Annotated in this window: 7 protein-coding genes and 1 tRNA gene; 6 read left to right on the top strand and 2 right to left on the bottom strand. The window is 67.8% G+C overall.

The annotated features are described in order from the left end of the window. Positions 1–764: 764 nt before the first annotated feature. The 3 genes from ACIPYQ_RS40860 (at position 765) to ACIPYQ_RS40850 (ending at position 8,435) form a co-directional block, all read left to right on the top strand. Positions 765–6,257, top strand: a complete 5,493-nt coding sequence (locus ACIPYQ_RS40860) for an FG-GAP-like repeat-containing protein (RefSeq protein WP_401259734.1) — start codon at positions 765–767, stop codon at positions 6,255–6,257. A gap of 503 nt (positions 6,258–6,760) precedes the next feature. Next, positions 6,761–7,471 (top strand): hypothetical protein, encoded by a 711-nt coding sequence (locus tag ACIPYQ_RS40855; RefSeq protein ID WP_401259732.1) that lies wholly within the window; start codon positions 6,761–6,763, stop codon positions 7,469–7,471. Between the two features lie 448 nt (positions 7,472–7,919). Then, the gene (locus tag ACIPYQ_RS40850; RefSeq protein WP_401259730.1) at positions 7,920–8,435 is read left to right on the top strand and encodes a GNAT family N-acetyltransferase; all 516 of its coding nucleotides are present in this window, start codon (positions 7,920–7,922) and stop codon (positions 8,433–8,435) included. A gap of 89 nt (positions 8,436–8,524) precedes the next feature. Here ACIPYQ_RS40850 and ACIPYQ_RS40845 read toward each other — a convergent pair whose 3' ends face one another. After that, a complete protein-coding gene (locus tag ACIPYQ_RS40845; RefSeq protein ID WP_401259728.1) occupies positions 8,525–9,805 on the bottom strand; it encodes a hypothetical protein in 1,281 nt (426 codons plus the stop codon). Positions 9,806–10,117: 312 nt separating this feature from the next. On the opposite strand from ACIPYQ_RS40845, the gene ACIPYQ_RS40840 reads away from it, so the two are divergent. The 3 genes from ACIPYQ_RS40840 (at position 10,118) to ACIPYQ_RS40830 (ending at position 12,894) form a co-directional block, all read left to right on the top strand. Then, a tRNA-Met gene (locus ACIPYQ_RS40840) sits at positions 10,118–10,191 on the top strand. A 164-nt stretch (positions 10,192–10,355) separates the two neighbouring features. Continuing rightward, on the top strand, positions 10,356–11,564 hold the full coding sequence (locus tag ACIPYQ_RS40835) for a PP2C family protein-serine/threonine phosphatase (RefSeq protein WP_401259726.1): 1,209 nt from the start codon (positions 10,356–10,358) through the stop codon (positions 11,562–11,564). Positions 11,565–11,856: 292 nt separating this feature from the next. After that, positions 11,857–12,894 carry a M23 family metallopeptidase gene (locus ACIPYQ_RS40830; RefSeq protein WP_401259724.1) on the top strand — a complete coding sequence of 346 codons (1,038 nt, stop codon included), beginning with the start codon at positions 11,857–11,859 and terminating at the stop codon, positions 12,892–12,894. Here ACIPYQ_RS40830 and ACIPYQ_RS40825 read toward each other — a convergent pair. Then, a complete protein-coding gene (locus ACIPYQ_RS40825) occupies positions 12,803–14,170 on the bottom strand; it encodes a PrsW family glutamic-type intramembrane protease (protein WP_401259723.1) in 1,368 nt (455 codons plus the stop codon). The two genes, ACIPYQ_RS40830 and ACIPYQ_RS40825, sit on opposite strands and share 92 nt — an antisense overlap. Between the last annotated feature and the right edge of the window lie 2 nt (positions 14,171–14,172).

The raw sequence follows: 14,172 nt of genomic DNA, 5'->3' as shown, positions 1-14,172 counted from the left end.
ACGGCCGAGTACTCACACACTCACGAACGGCCGAATCATCACACCGGTTACGCCCGACCAGGGCATCTCACCAAGATCCTGTTACGAGCTCTAAGGGGATCAATCCAGCGCAAGGGGAGCCCCAGCTGAGCGCGGGGAGGCCGGAGTCGGCTCCTGTCGTGAGTTCTCAGGCCGCGGATGAGTCGCTGGAGGGCGTGCTGTGGGGAACCACCTACATCCTTCCGGACGGTTCTCCACCCCCTACGGGCGGCGAGACTCAGTCCCTGACCGCCAGTTCGCCTGTAGAGCCAAAACTGACAACGGATGTGCGCGTAGGACGGACGACCTGGAGCATTGAGGGCGGGTGGACGCAGCCGAGCAACCTTCCTCCGTCGGCGACGAAGATCGAACTTTATGACGCGTCCAGTAATCAGCTGGTAGTCAGAAGGCTGACGAGTCCGCATGAGATAACGGGTGGTGAGGCCTACGGCGTCTGTCTCCAATGGTTTCCTGGGACAGGAAGTTTTCCTCATGTGTGTGACTGGTCGGTCCGTGATGGGGCCATCGCAGGCCAGGGAGGTCGGAGCTTTTATGCGAAGGTCTCCTTCGCGACGCAGCTGACCAAGCGCTATTGGGCGGTTCCCGGGCAGGCTAATACCTACCGGGAGTACTGGGCGCCTACCGCGTGGACTGCAGCGTCCACCACGCCGTCTGGTCCGGCCGTGTACACGCCGGGAATCCCCGGCGACATGGGCGGCTCCTGCACGTGCTCGTATCAGAACTACGTGGCCGACCCGGTCAATACGGCATCGGGCACGGTCACGGAGTCGGTCACTGATGTATCTGTACCTGGCAAGGGACTTCTGTTCGCACTGACCCGCTCCTACCGATCTGACGCCACGGCAACGGATGGGCTGCTGGGCAAGGGCTGGACACTCCCCTTCGAGTCGAAGCTGTCCATCGCATCGGACAAGGCAACCTTGGCCGATGCTGACGGCGCGCAGGTCGTCTTCACCAAGAACGGCGACGGCTCCTTCGCAGCACCCAAGCCGGTCCGTTTCACATTGGCCGCAGTAGCCGGCGGGTACACCCTCACAGCTCTGGACGGAACGAGCAGGACGTTCGACAGCGCAGGACGTCTGACTGGTCTGCGGGACAGCGACGGGCGCGGTCTGAAGCTGACGTACGCCGGTTCCCGGCTCGCCCATATCGTTGACGCGGCGGGACGTACCGCGGCCTTCATCGTGGACTCCGCATCGGGCCGGCTGTCACAGGTCAACCTGGCGGACGGCCGCAAGGTCAATTACACGTTTGCCGACGGACAGCTCGCAAGTGTCGCCTCCGACAGCGGTGTTACCAAGTACTCTTATGTGGCTGGCCGTCTGGCGACGATCGTGGATGCCAACGGGAACACGATTACCCAGAATACGTACGACGCCGCCTCGGGCCGTATCGCCGAACAGATCGATGCTGCTGGGAAGAAGTACACCTTCACCTGGACTCCGGAGGTGAACGCCCCCGCAGGATCAGGCCAGTCCGATATGAAGGACCCCACTGGGGGTATCTGGACGGACGTCTATGAGGCCGGTGTCCTTGTGCGGCACTACGACCCGCTCGGGCATGGCTCCGGACGCGGCTACGACCAGAAGCTGAACGTCATAGCCAGCAAGGATGCTAATTTCAGAACCACGGAGGCCACTTACGACGCACGAGGAAACGTTTCCTCGGTCACGCTTGCCGGCGTCACTGAGAAGTGGGAATTCGATGCGACCGACCGTCTGAAGAGTCACACCGACGGCCGGAACAGCGCCACCACCTACGAATACGACGGCGCCTCCACGCGTATAGCGGCCGTCAGGGCCCCCAACGGCAAGACCGGCTACACCTACACCGGTGACGGAAAGCCCGCGACCGTCACCACCCCGGACGGGCGCGTATCGACTTACGAATACGACTCCACAGGGCATCTTCTCTCCGTCACCAATGCCACGGGTGACAAGACGACCTACGCCTATGACTCAGCGGGCCGCCTGAAGTCGGCGACCGACCCCCGGGGCAACAAGACAGGGGCGGACCCGGCCAAGTTCACCACCGTCTATGACTACTGGCCCTCGGGCCAAGTGAAGACTGTGACCGACGTGCAAGGCCATGTCACCGCGTACACCTACGACGCCAACGGCAATACGAGCACTGTCACTGATGCCCTGAGCCGGGTTACCGCTTACGAGTACGACGTCTTCAACCGCGTTAAGAAGGTGACCGCCCCGGGCGGGCGCATCACGCTCACCACTTATGACGACCGCGGAAACACGGCGTCCGTCACCGACCCGACCGGCGCGAAGACCACCTACACCTACGATGCGGCCAATAGGCTCGCTTCCCAGACCTCGCCGCGCGGCAACGTCTCCGGGGCGGACGCGGCCAAGTTCACGACGACGTACGGGTACGACAACAACGGCAACCAGACCAAGAGTGTCGACCCGACTGGCGCGGTCACGACCACCGCCTACGACGTGTTCAACCGGCCCACCACAGTCACCGATGCGCTGGGCCAGGCCACGACGACCGAGTACGACACGGGCGGCAATGTTGCCAAGAGCATCGATGCTCTCGGCAAGGCCACTACCTATACCTACACCCCGGCTGGCCTCCAAGAGACGGTCACCAACCCGCTGGGGAAGGTCACCCGGTACGGGTATGACAGTGACGGCCACCGCACCAGCCTCATCACCCCGACTGGCGCCAAGAGCACTTGGGCCTTCGACACCAATGGACGATTGAAGTCGCAGACCGACCCTCGCGGCAACGTACTGGGAGCTGAGCCAAGCAAGTTCACCACCACGTACGCCTATGACCCGGCTGGTAATCAGAAGAGTATGACCAACCCGTTGGGCCAAGCCACGGTCACTGACTACAACGCGCTCAACCAAGCCGTGTCCGTGACCAACGCACTCGGCAAAGCCACCACGACGGTCTATGACGAGCTCGGCCGAGTCCAGAAGGTCACCGCACCGGACGGCGGGGAGACCACCTACACCTACAAGCCCGCCGGCGATGTCGCCACGCGCAAGGACCCCAACGGCCACACCACCACGTACGACTACGACGATGCCGGCCGCCAGACCGCGGTCACCGATCCGCTAGGCCACAAGCAGACCGTCGGCTTCGACAAGGACGGCAACCCCACCACCCGCACCAACGCCCGTGGAGTCACGGCCACCACAACCTTCGACACGCGTGGCCTTGCCACCGACGTCACCTACAGCGACGGCACCCCGGCTGTGACGGAGGTCTTCGACGCCATCGGTCAGCGCCGTTCCATCACCGACGTCACCGGCACGCGAACACTGGACTACGACAAGGCCGGCCGACTTACCTCGGTCACCCCCGCCAAGGGCAAGGGCGCCCTCGTCTACACCTATGACGACGCAGGCCAGCTCGCCTCCCGCACACTGGACCCGGTCGCCCCAGTGGCACTGAACTGGACTGGCGCAGTCCAAACCGTGTTCGGGGACCTCACCGGCGACGGCATCACCGACGTGATCCGTACGGATGACAAGAGCGGGATCAAGACTTATCTCGGCCGTGCCGACAAGACGTTTCCGACTGGCAGCACCCGGGCCGGCACCGGCACGGGCTTCCGCCAGGTCCTCACGCTCGAGTACACCGGCGACGGCAAGCTCGACCTGCTGGCCATCGACAAAGCAGGCCACCTGCTGCGCTACGACGGTGACGGCAAGGGCGCATTCGCCGCGCCGGTTGATCTCGGGGGCGGCTGGGACGCCATGACCCTGACCGCCGGGGACTTCAACAACGACGGCAAGCCCGACTTCCTGGCCACCAGCTCCGCCGACAACCACCTGTACCTCTACCCGGGCAACGGTGCCGGCGGCTACGGCGAGCGCACCGACCTCGGTGAGGGCTGGGGCGCCTACCGGATCGCCCTCCTCGAGTTCACCGGGGACGCCAAGCTCGACATCCTGGCCATCAACCCGGCCGACGGACACCTCTACCTCTACCCGGGCAACGGCACTGGCGGTTTCGGTACCCGTACAGACCTCGGCGCCGGCTGGGCAGCAATGAGCCTGTTCCCCGGCGACTTCAACAACGACAGCAAGCCCGACTTCCTTGCCGTCGACGCCGGCGCCCACAAGCTGTCCTTCTACCCGGGTACCGGTACCGGCACCTTCGGCACGCCCGTGCTCCAGACCGATGACTGGACCCCATACAGGGACCCGGCGCCGGTGCGCTTCAGCACCAGCGGCAACTCCGGCATCGTCGCTGCTGACAATGCCGCTCACCTGCGCCTGTGGGAGGGAGACGGCAAGGGCACTCTTACCGGCGCCGCCATCGCCACCAGCCCGCCAGGCGGAGTCAAGACCAACTACGGCTACAACAACGACGGCCAGCGCAGCTGGGAAACCTCCGCCAACGGCAGCATCAACTACGGCTACGACCAGGCAGGCAACCTCAAAACCACCACCTTGCCCACGGGCAACGGATACGCGGAGAAGCGCACCTACGACAACGCGGGCCGCATCACCGCCATCGCCAGCACGAAGAGCACCACAATCCTGGCCAGCTGGACCCAGACCCTGGACGCCGCAGGCCAACCCACCCGGATCGACGTCACCCGCACCGGCAAGCCGGCCAGTTACCAGTACTACGACTACGACCCGGCCGGACGACTGCTGACCGACTGCATCGCCGCCACCAAGGCATCCACCTGCCCCGACCGCACTACGGCCGCCACCTACACCTACGACCAGGCCGGCAACCGCAAGACCCACACCAAAGCCGGAACCACCACCAACTACACCTACGACGACGCCGACCAACTGACCCAAACCGTCACCGGCACCACCACCCGCACCTTCTCCCACGACGACGACGGCAACCAGACCGCAGACGGCGCCGACACCTTCACATACGACGCCAATAACCGTCTCACCGGCGTCACCTCCGGCGGTGCCACCTATGCGTACACCTACGACGCCGACAGCAACCGCACCGCCGCATCGAAGAACAACGCCGTGCAGCGGACCACCGCCTGGGATATCAACAACGCCCTTCCGCAGGCAGCCGCGGACTACAACGGCAGCGGATCCGTCACCGCTCGATACCGCTACAACCCTCTCGGTCAAATCGGCGACGAAACCACTGGCGGTATCACTTACTACACCCACCACGATCTGATCGGCTCAGTCACCGACCTCACCGACTCCACCGGCACGCTCCAAACCAGCTACACCTACACCGCCTTCGGGGAGACCACTCAAGCCAACGTCGCCACTACCCCGCCGGCCAGCCCCTTCACCTACACCGGTGAGTACAAGGAACCGACCACCAACGCAGCCGGCCTCTACCTGCGTGCCCGAAACTACACACCCGACACTGGCCGTTTCACCAGTCGCGACCCCCGTTCCTCGGGGCAAGGTAAGCCAAGCGAATCCCAATACGCCTACGTCGGGAACAGCCCCACGCATCTGTCTGACCCCGCCGGCACCTGTGGAGCAATCCCTGGCACGGGTGGGGTCTGCGTGGGAAGTCAATTCCTGGCCTTCCAATCGTCCACCGGCATTTTGGCGCCCGAAAGTACATCCGTTGGTGTCGCGCTGTGCCCCCCTGGGGCATCCACGGGGTCCATTTGGTCAGCCACGAGGGCTATTGGGAAGCGAACCCCGGTCGGCATAGCGGCAGGCACCGCCGTCGGCATCTGGGAAGGGAAGAGTCCCCTGGATGCCGTTCTCGATGCCGGTGGTAGCAAGAAGGTCAACCCGCGGGGCATCGCCGATCGGTATCGGTGCTCCTCCCAATCGCGCGAGCAGCGGTACATATACTTCCCACTCATGGGTGGGAAGCCGACTGGCGCCACGGCACTCATGTGCCCGCGCACAGACCTCAAGCCGCCGAACTCACGGGACACTGCCACCCTTCCCGATCCGCCGGGCTTCCCCGTTGGGAATAATGTGGGAATAGACGGAAAGCACATCTACGACAGGGCGCATATAATAGCCGATAGATTCTATGGTGCACCTATCCCTCAAAACGTATTCACGGGATTCCAGCTCATGAATATCAGTGGAATGAAGACCTGTGAGAACAGAATGGCATCTGCTCTCGCTAGCAATCAACCCGTCGCGTATGGTGCGAGTCTTGAGTATCAGAATCCAGGATCGTCAATTCCCACAGCAATCAACATGACGGCATCGACGCCACAAGGCGCACTGTTCACCGTCAGAGTGGCGAACGTAAACGTTAGGGGTGGCGGCTGCTGAATACCGGGATCGTTGCGCACCGTCTTCAATTTGGGTAGCTCCTCGCACTGGCGGTGCGACATCCCGGGCCTGGCGCCGGATGGCTGCCATCGGCAAGCGCCACTCTTTGCTGATGGCAGCCGCAAATGTCGAACTCATCCAACAGGGCGAATGGATTCCGGTTGGCCATAAACTGACCACTTCCCGCGCTACGACGACGGTGCAGTGTGACCGTCAGGTCGGAAGCTGGGTGTCATTCGCGAACCAGATGGCAGCCCGCGGGCCCGCCTGCGATGCGAAGGGGCAGGCGGGGCCCCACCTGATCGGTTTCCGAGTCCTTGTGGGCTCCGCGACGCGAGCAGCAGGCCCTGAAGTCGTACCGCTCTGTGTGAAACCGTCACCAATCCACCGAGAGCTGCGAGAGCGGGGGTAGGAAATTGGCCATCACGGTTTCATCACGCCAACCGCTCCACGGCCGTCTCGTCCGCTGCCGACACCCACAGGGATGCCTTTAAGGTAGGAAGATGGTCGAACCTAATGTGGAGAACATGCAGGCTGCGCTGCCCGCATACGCGATCGAGGTCGGAACCGAGCCGCTGCAGCGGCCGACTCGGAACTCCCTGGGCGGATGGCCCTTCTTCGAGGCCGGCCAGCAATGGCCCGAGTGTTTTTGCGGCGAGCGGATGACACTGTTCTTCCAACTCGACATTCCGGCCGATGTGGGGCCTTTCAGCGGAGACCATCTGTCAGTCTTCCACTGTCACGAACACAACGACGCCACCGACCCCCAGATGACTAACGGTCGGCTCGTGCCTCGGTACTGGGACGCTCCGCAGCCCCCCCTCCCCAGTCCGTTCTGGCGCGTCCTGCTACAGCGCAACGCAACGCAGGAGGCCCCGGAACCCGACCCGTCCGTATGTGCACTGCCCCTGGCGCTGCGGTCCTTCGAGGACACGCCCACCGCCCCCCGTGGAATCGGCGCACAGATGTTCAAGGTGGGCGGTACACCGTCATGGGCGCAGGATCCCGAGTACTACCGGTGCGCGTGTGGCGCTGAGCTGATGTACGTCTGCCAGGTCCCAGAGAACATGGAATTCGCCGTTTCCCCCGATGCGCCGGAACAGCCGTACAGCATGCCGGACAGCTACGGTCTGTTCCTCGGCAACGAGGTCTACCTGCTGGCCTGTCCAGACCACTGCGATCCAGCGGCGGTCTGGCCGGTAAACCAACACTGACCCCGCGGCTACGCCGACCGACGCAAACTAATGGGGCAATGCCATGCCGGTGCGGTGCGTCCCAAGATGATGTTCGCCATTGCGTGAGCGGTGCGTGAGCGGTGCGTGAGCGGACGGGATGGTACTGGGGAGACTGGGTGGCAGATGGGTTCCGCCTCTGTGTGCCGCTGAACAGGGAAAACAGAATGCTGTGGTACTGCTCGGCAGCTCCCGGGATGTTCGTGGCGGGACTTTTAATCCGTTGGTTGTCGGTTCGAGTCCGACATGGCCTACCGCTCACGGGCGAAGGCAAAGCCTCCCGCCCGGCGCCGAGCGCCCCTTCCCGTTCCGACGGGAGGGGGCGCTCGGTCGTTTCCGGGCCCCTGCGCGAACGGACGGGCCGTCACTCCCGGGGGCGGGCCGGAAAAGCCGGTGAGCCCTGGGGGCGGAGCGGGTAGCGTCGCCGCGCGTGACTCCAGTTCTGCGCAGCGCGCGCCTGCTCCTCGACCCGTACGTCCCCGAGGACGAGGAAGGCTTCGTGGCCCTCTTCCAGGACACCCGGGTGTCCCGGTGGATGGGGGACGGACCCGTCACGGAGGCCGAGGACCGGGCCCTGTTCGGGCGGGTCTTCACGAAGGTCTACGCCGAGGAGCTCTTCGACGTCTGGGCCGTGCGGCGCGACGGCGAGCTGATCGGGCACGCCGAGATCAAGCGGACCGACGAGGTCGACGGCCACGAGATCATCTACGCCCTGGCCCCCGCGGCCTGGGGAGCGGGCCTCGGCACCGAGATCGCGGAGGCGATCGTCGCGTACGCCTTCGCCACCCTGGGGCTGACCGAGGTGCACGCCACCGTGGCCGCCGCCAACACGGCCTCCCTGGGCCTGCTGCACCGCATCGGCTTCACGCACGTCCGGGACGTCCGCGAGGACGACGGCTCCACCACCCGCGTCCTGACCCGCCGGCGCACGCCCGTCGACGGCTGACCGCCCGCCCCCACACCCGCACCCGCCGCAAACGCGGAGCGCCCCGACCGGTCGGACCGGGCGGGGCGCTGCTGCGTACGGGGTGTGGATCAGGTGGAGAGACCGCGGCGGCGACGGCCGAGCCAGGCGGCGGCCGAGCCGACCACGACGAGGACGGCGGCGAGGCCGGCGTACAGGCCGGTGGAGGAGCCGGCGCCGGTGGTGGCGAGGGAGCCGGTGGCCGTGGCCGCGGTCGTCGTCGTGGTGGTGCCCGTGGTCGTCACGTGGGTGTTGCCGGTGGAGGTGGCGACGGCCGGCTGCACCGGGGGGACGGTGGAGGGGGCGGTGGACGGGGTGGTCGAGGGAGTGGTCGAGGGGGTGTCGGTGGGCACCGTCTCCGCGAACGGGACGAGCGGGAACTGCACGGAGCCGGTCTTGAGCGCGTAGGAGTTGCCCGAGGCGTGCCGGACCTCGGCCTCCATCGTGATCGTGGTCTTCTTCGTCAGCTTGGTGCGGTTGCCCAGGCTGACCCGCAGCGGCAGGGTGCGGACGCCGTCGGCGGCGCCGAAGCCCTTGGGGATCTGCGGCAGCTCGTAGCGGCTGTCCTCGGCCTTCAGGTCCTGCCAGCGGCCGTCGAACAGGGCCTGCACGCGGAAGTCGGCCTCCTGCTCGCCCGGGTGGGACAGGCTCAGGCTGGTCGCGAGGGCGGTGCCGAAGGTGCCGTCGCCGGTGGCCTGGTAGTTCAGGTCCAGGTACGCGCGCTGCTCCTGGCCGTCCTTGCCGGAGCCGACCTGCTTGAACCAGGTCTTCAGCTCGCCGGTCTTGATCTGAGGGTCGACCTTGAAGGTGTGGGAGTCCGCGCCGCCGGGGGCCACCGAGTTGTTGTAGCTGGAGGCGCTGAGGCTGAAGTCCCCGTCGTTGGTCGGGTAGTTCGCGCCGAGGCCGATGGTGACCTTCCAGGTCATCTTGCCGTTGGCGGGGATGTCGAAGCCGCCCTTCTCCCCGCCCGGCCCACCGGCGGCGGGGAAGAAGGTGCCCTGCCACTCGCCGTCCTGCTGGCCGACCGAGGACTTGGTCGCCGGGGCGTCCACCGCCTCGACCTTGAAGACGACGTCGTCCTTCTGCAGCCGGCTCGGGCCGGTCGGGTCCACGAGCATCCACGGGTTGTACGTGACGGCCTTGCCGGTCGGGTTCTTCACCGTCAGGTCGAAGGACTCGGTGGCGCCGCCGCGGGTCAGCGGACCGCTCGGGACGGGAGCGCCCATCTCCGTACGCAGCACGGCGTGGTCGTCGGTGGCGGGTGCGGCGGACGCGGCGGTGGCCGAGAACGGCAGCAGAGTGGTGACGACGCCGGCGACGACTGCGATGGCGGCTGCGGTGCGAACGGACATGGTGGACTCCCCCCGGGAATCACAGGGGCATCGGCAGAGGGCCGAGCCGGTGGGTGTGGTGGTCGTCGCCGGCCGGTCCGTGTTCCCCCTGGCCCTGGCGACAGGTGAATCATCGCCCGCGCCCGATCCCGGAACGATCCCCGAAGTGTCACCGGCGGGCAACAGAGATGATCTTCGTCGGCCCTGGGTGGTTCTCGGGTCGGTCTTGGGCCGGTTTTAGGGCTTTGACCTGCGGTGATGTCGATCAGGGGGTGGGCCGGCCGTTAATTGGCGGAGGGCTCCCCCCGGATGGCGTAGAGTTGTGTTTACCGACGCGGGGTGGAGCAGCTCGGTAGCTCGCTGGGCTCATAACCCAGAGGTCGTAGGTTCAAATCCTGCCCCCGCTACTCAGTACGAAGGCCCGGTTCCCCTTGGGGAACCGGGCCTTCGTCGTGTTCCCGTCCCGCGTCTCACGCGTCGTCACCCGTACGGCCGCTCTGCCGCCAGCCTTGAGGGGCGAGGCGGCGGCGGCCCGCATCCGTACGAGGGATCCGGGCGGCAGGAGAGCAGCGTGGCGGGGCTGGTGGGCCGACAGGGCAACGGCGGGCGCGCGAGCGGTGGTGGGAGCCGTGGCGGGAGCGGTGGCGGGAGCGGTCCGGCCCGGCAGGTGGTCCGGGTACTGCCGGGCGCACTGATCGTCCTCGGAACGGTCTTCAACCTCCTGACCCCGCCCAGCTTCACCGGATCCCCCTTCTTCTCCGCGGCCCCGCTGATCGCCGCCCCGCTCTACACGTTCCGCGCCACGGTGCTGACCGGCCTCCTGGCCTCGCTCGCGGTGTTCCTGCTGCAGCTCCACAGCGGCACCGGATGGAGGGGCGAGGCGCTGACCGAGCTGGCCACCGTCGTGACCGTGTCCGGGCTGGCGCTCCTGATCAACCGGGTCGTGCGGCGCAGCGGCGAGCAGCTCGCCTCCGCGCGCGGGATCGCCGAGGCCGCGCAGCGGGCGGTGCTGCCGAAGCCCGCCGAGCGCATCGGCGGGCTGCAGGTCTCCGCCTGGTACGAGGCCGCGCAGGCCGACGCCTTCATCGGCGGGGACCTGTACGCCGTCCAGGACACCCCGTACGGAGTGCGGCTGGCCGTGGGCGACGTACGGGGCAAGGGGCTGGGGGCGGTGGAGGCCGTGGCGGTGGTCCTGGGGGCGTTCCGGGAGGCGGCGGAGACCGAACCCACGCTGGAGGCGCTCGCCCAGCGGCTGGAGCGGGCGCTGGCCCGGGAGGGCACCCGGCGCGACGGCCTGGACGCGGTGGAGGGGTTCACGACGTGCGTGCTCGGGGAGATCCCGGCGGGGGCGGGGGCGGGGGTGCTGCGGCTGCTCAACCGGGGGCACCCGGAGCCCCTGCTGCTGCACGGGAACGGGGAGCTGGCGGTCCTCGCCCCGGCGGAGCCCGCCCTGCCGCTCGGCCTGGGGGAGCTGGGCGGCTGGCCGGACCGGGCGCAGGAGTGGCCCTTTCCCGCGGGCACCACCCTGTTGCTCTACACGGACGGGCTGACCGAGGCCCGGGACCGGGCGGGCGACTTCTACGATCCGGCGGCCCGGCTGCGCGGGCGGATCTTCCCCGGGCCGCAAGCCCTGCTCAGCGCGCTGAGCAGTGATGTGCGCCGGCACACGGGCGGCGGGGCCACGGACGACATGGCGCTGCTCGCGGTGGGCCGGCCGGGGCCGCGGCAGCCGGAGCGGCGGCGGACCGTGCCGGTGGTGCGCCGGGGCGACGACGTGTGACACAGCGTGTTCGAAGTGCTGCTCTCCGCAAGTTTATTGACGAGATGTCATGTTTCTGGTGTGGCCGAAGAGGTGGGGTATTCGCTTGATTTTTGCCCGAATTGGTCAGGGTATGGGGCGAAAAGGCCTGGCCAGAGCCAGCCATTGAGTATCCGATTGGTGGGAACGATCAAGCGCAACAGCTTGGAATCACTCCCCTGCGTCTATTACCTTTCGATAACGCAGCGCGGTCGTCCCAGCCGTCGCAAGAGACGGCGCCCTGCGCGTGCGCGTCAATGAGGAGTGTGCCCCGGTGGCCTCCAACTTGCCTGCCCCTGAAGGCACCGAGATCCAGGAGCCGCCCACCGCGGGCGCCTGGGGCGAGTGGAACCCCACCGAGGACTCGGTCCGTCCGGTCCGCGGCAAGCACCGGGTCGCCAAGCAGCGCGGGGGACTTGCGCGCAGCTCCACCGTGCTCGGCGTCGGTGTCATCGCGGCGGTCGGCGCCGGCGGCATCGCCCACGCGCAGGACCGGCCCCAGGTCGCGATATCCATGCCGTCGATGCCCGATCTGCCTGACCTGCCCGATCTGATGCCCGGCAACGACTCCCGGCAGTCGGACGGCGGTTCCGGATCCGCGGCCCAGGCGGCCGCGCGGACGGGGATCATCGCGCAGCAGAGCGACCGCGGCGCCGCCGACGCCGGCGAGGTGCTGCGCAATCGCATCCTCCAGCAGGCCGAGTCCCAGAAGGACGCCGCCGAGGCGAAGGTCCGGGCGGACGCCGAGCGTGCCGCGCAGGAGGCCGCCGCCCAGGAGGCCAAGGGCAAGCTGGAGGAGGCCCGCCGGTCGGCCGAGGAGGCGAAGGCGCAGGCCGAGGCGAAGGCCGCGGAAGAGGCCGAGGCCGCGAAGCAGGCCGCCGAGGCCAAGGCCGAGCAGGAACGCGCCAGGTCGGCCGGCGGCTACTCGCTGCCGACCTCCGCCTACACCCTCACCTCCCACTACGGGGTCTCCGGCTCCATGTGGTCCTCCGGCCACCACACCGGCCTCGACTTCGCGGCCCCGACCGGCACCCCGGCCAAGGCGGTGGCCGCCGGAAAGATCACTTCGGCCGGCTGGTCCGGCGCGTACGGCTACCGGATCGTGCTGCAGCTCGAGGACGGCACGGAGATCTGGTACTGCCACCTCTCCTCCATGTCCGTGACCTCGGGCACCGTCGGCGCCGGCGAGACCATCGGCCGCGTCGGCGCCACCGGCAACGTCACCGGACCTCATCTCCACCTGGAAGTACGCAAGGGCGGCTCGACGATGGACCCGCTGGCGTGGCTGGAGTCCAAGGGTCTGAACGTCTGAGGTCCGGCGCCGCCCGCCGCGGCACGGGTACGGCGGGCGGCGCGGCCTCGGAGGCCGGGACGGCCAAGGGGGCCCGCAAGGGGTCGAACCACGGCGGAAGCAGCTCCTCCATGACCGCCGCCCGGGCCAGCGCCGGGCCCGCCACCGCACGGCGCTGCCAGAGCCGGTGCAGCAACTCCCGTTCCCGGCCGGCGAAGTCCGGCTCCCCCACCGGGCCGCCCCGGCGCGCCCGGTTCCGCAGCAGGGCCAGCGCCGCGGCGTCCGCCTCGTACCGGGCGACCGTGCGTCCGGCGGCCCGGCCCCCGCTGCGCCGGGCCAGGGCGCGGGCCAGTGACCGGGCCGGCATCGAAGCCAGCGCCGGCACCTCGGCGGGGCCGATCCAGCCGGCGGCCGCGTACACCGCCAGCTCCCCGGACAGGACCCGCAGCCGGTCGCGCCGTATCCGCACCGCCAGCCACACGAGCAGCCCGAACGCCGGGACCATCACGAAGGCGTAGACCGTGTAGAAGCCGTGCTCCCCGAACCGCGAGGAGCCGTTCCACAGCGCGTGCATGCCCATGGCCGGCGCCAGGCCGAGCAGCGGCAGACAGATCATGCGGGAACGGCGCACGCTGAGCGCGGCCGCGCCGAAACCGAGCCCGGTGAGCACCGTGAACAGCGGGTGCGCGAACGGCGACAGCACTATCCGGACGAAGAAGGTCGCCGCCGTCACCGACTCCAGCACGCCGGAGCCATCGGCGAGGTCCTCGCCGTAGGCGTTGCCGAGGTAGAGGATGTTCTCGGTGAAGGCGAAGCCGGTGGCGGTGAATCCGGCCACGACGAACCCGTCGGCGGGACCGGTGAAATGGCGTCTTCGGAAGACGAACACCAGCAGCAGGGCGGCGGCCTTGGCGCTCTCCTCCACCACCGGGGCGACGGCCACCGATCCCAGCTGATCGGCATCGGAGGCGTTGGCGGTGGCCGCGGCTATCCACTCGGTGGCGAAGTTGTTGGCCAGTATCGCGATCAGCGCCGCGGCGCAGGCACCCCAGCCGAAACAGAACAGCAGCTGCGGCCAGGGCGCGGGCGCGGCCCGGCCGAGCCACCGGAAGGACGCCATGAGCGGCGGCACCGGTAACAGGGCCAGGCCGAGACCGACGAGGAAGCCGGGGGTGCCGGTCTGCTCCCGCACGAGTTCGAGGATCGCGATGCCGGTGACGGCGAGCAGGGCGAGGAGCACGCACGTGCGGACCGTGCCCGACGGACGTGCGAGCACAGGGCGGAGCGCTCGGAACACAC

The sequence above is a fragment of the Streptomyces sp. NPDC090045 genome (assembly GCF_044747975.1).
GTDB lineage: Bacteria > Actinomycetota > Actinomycetes > Streptomycetales > Streptomycetaceae > Streptomyces.
Note: the sequence above shows the minus strand (reverse complement) of the source record. Positions and strands in the feature narration are given on the sequence as shown.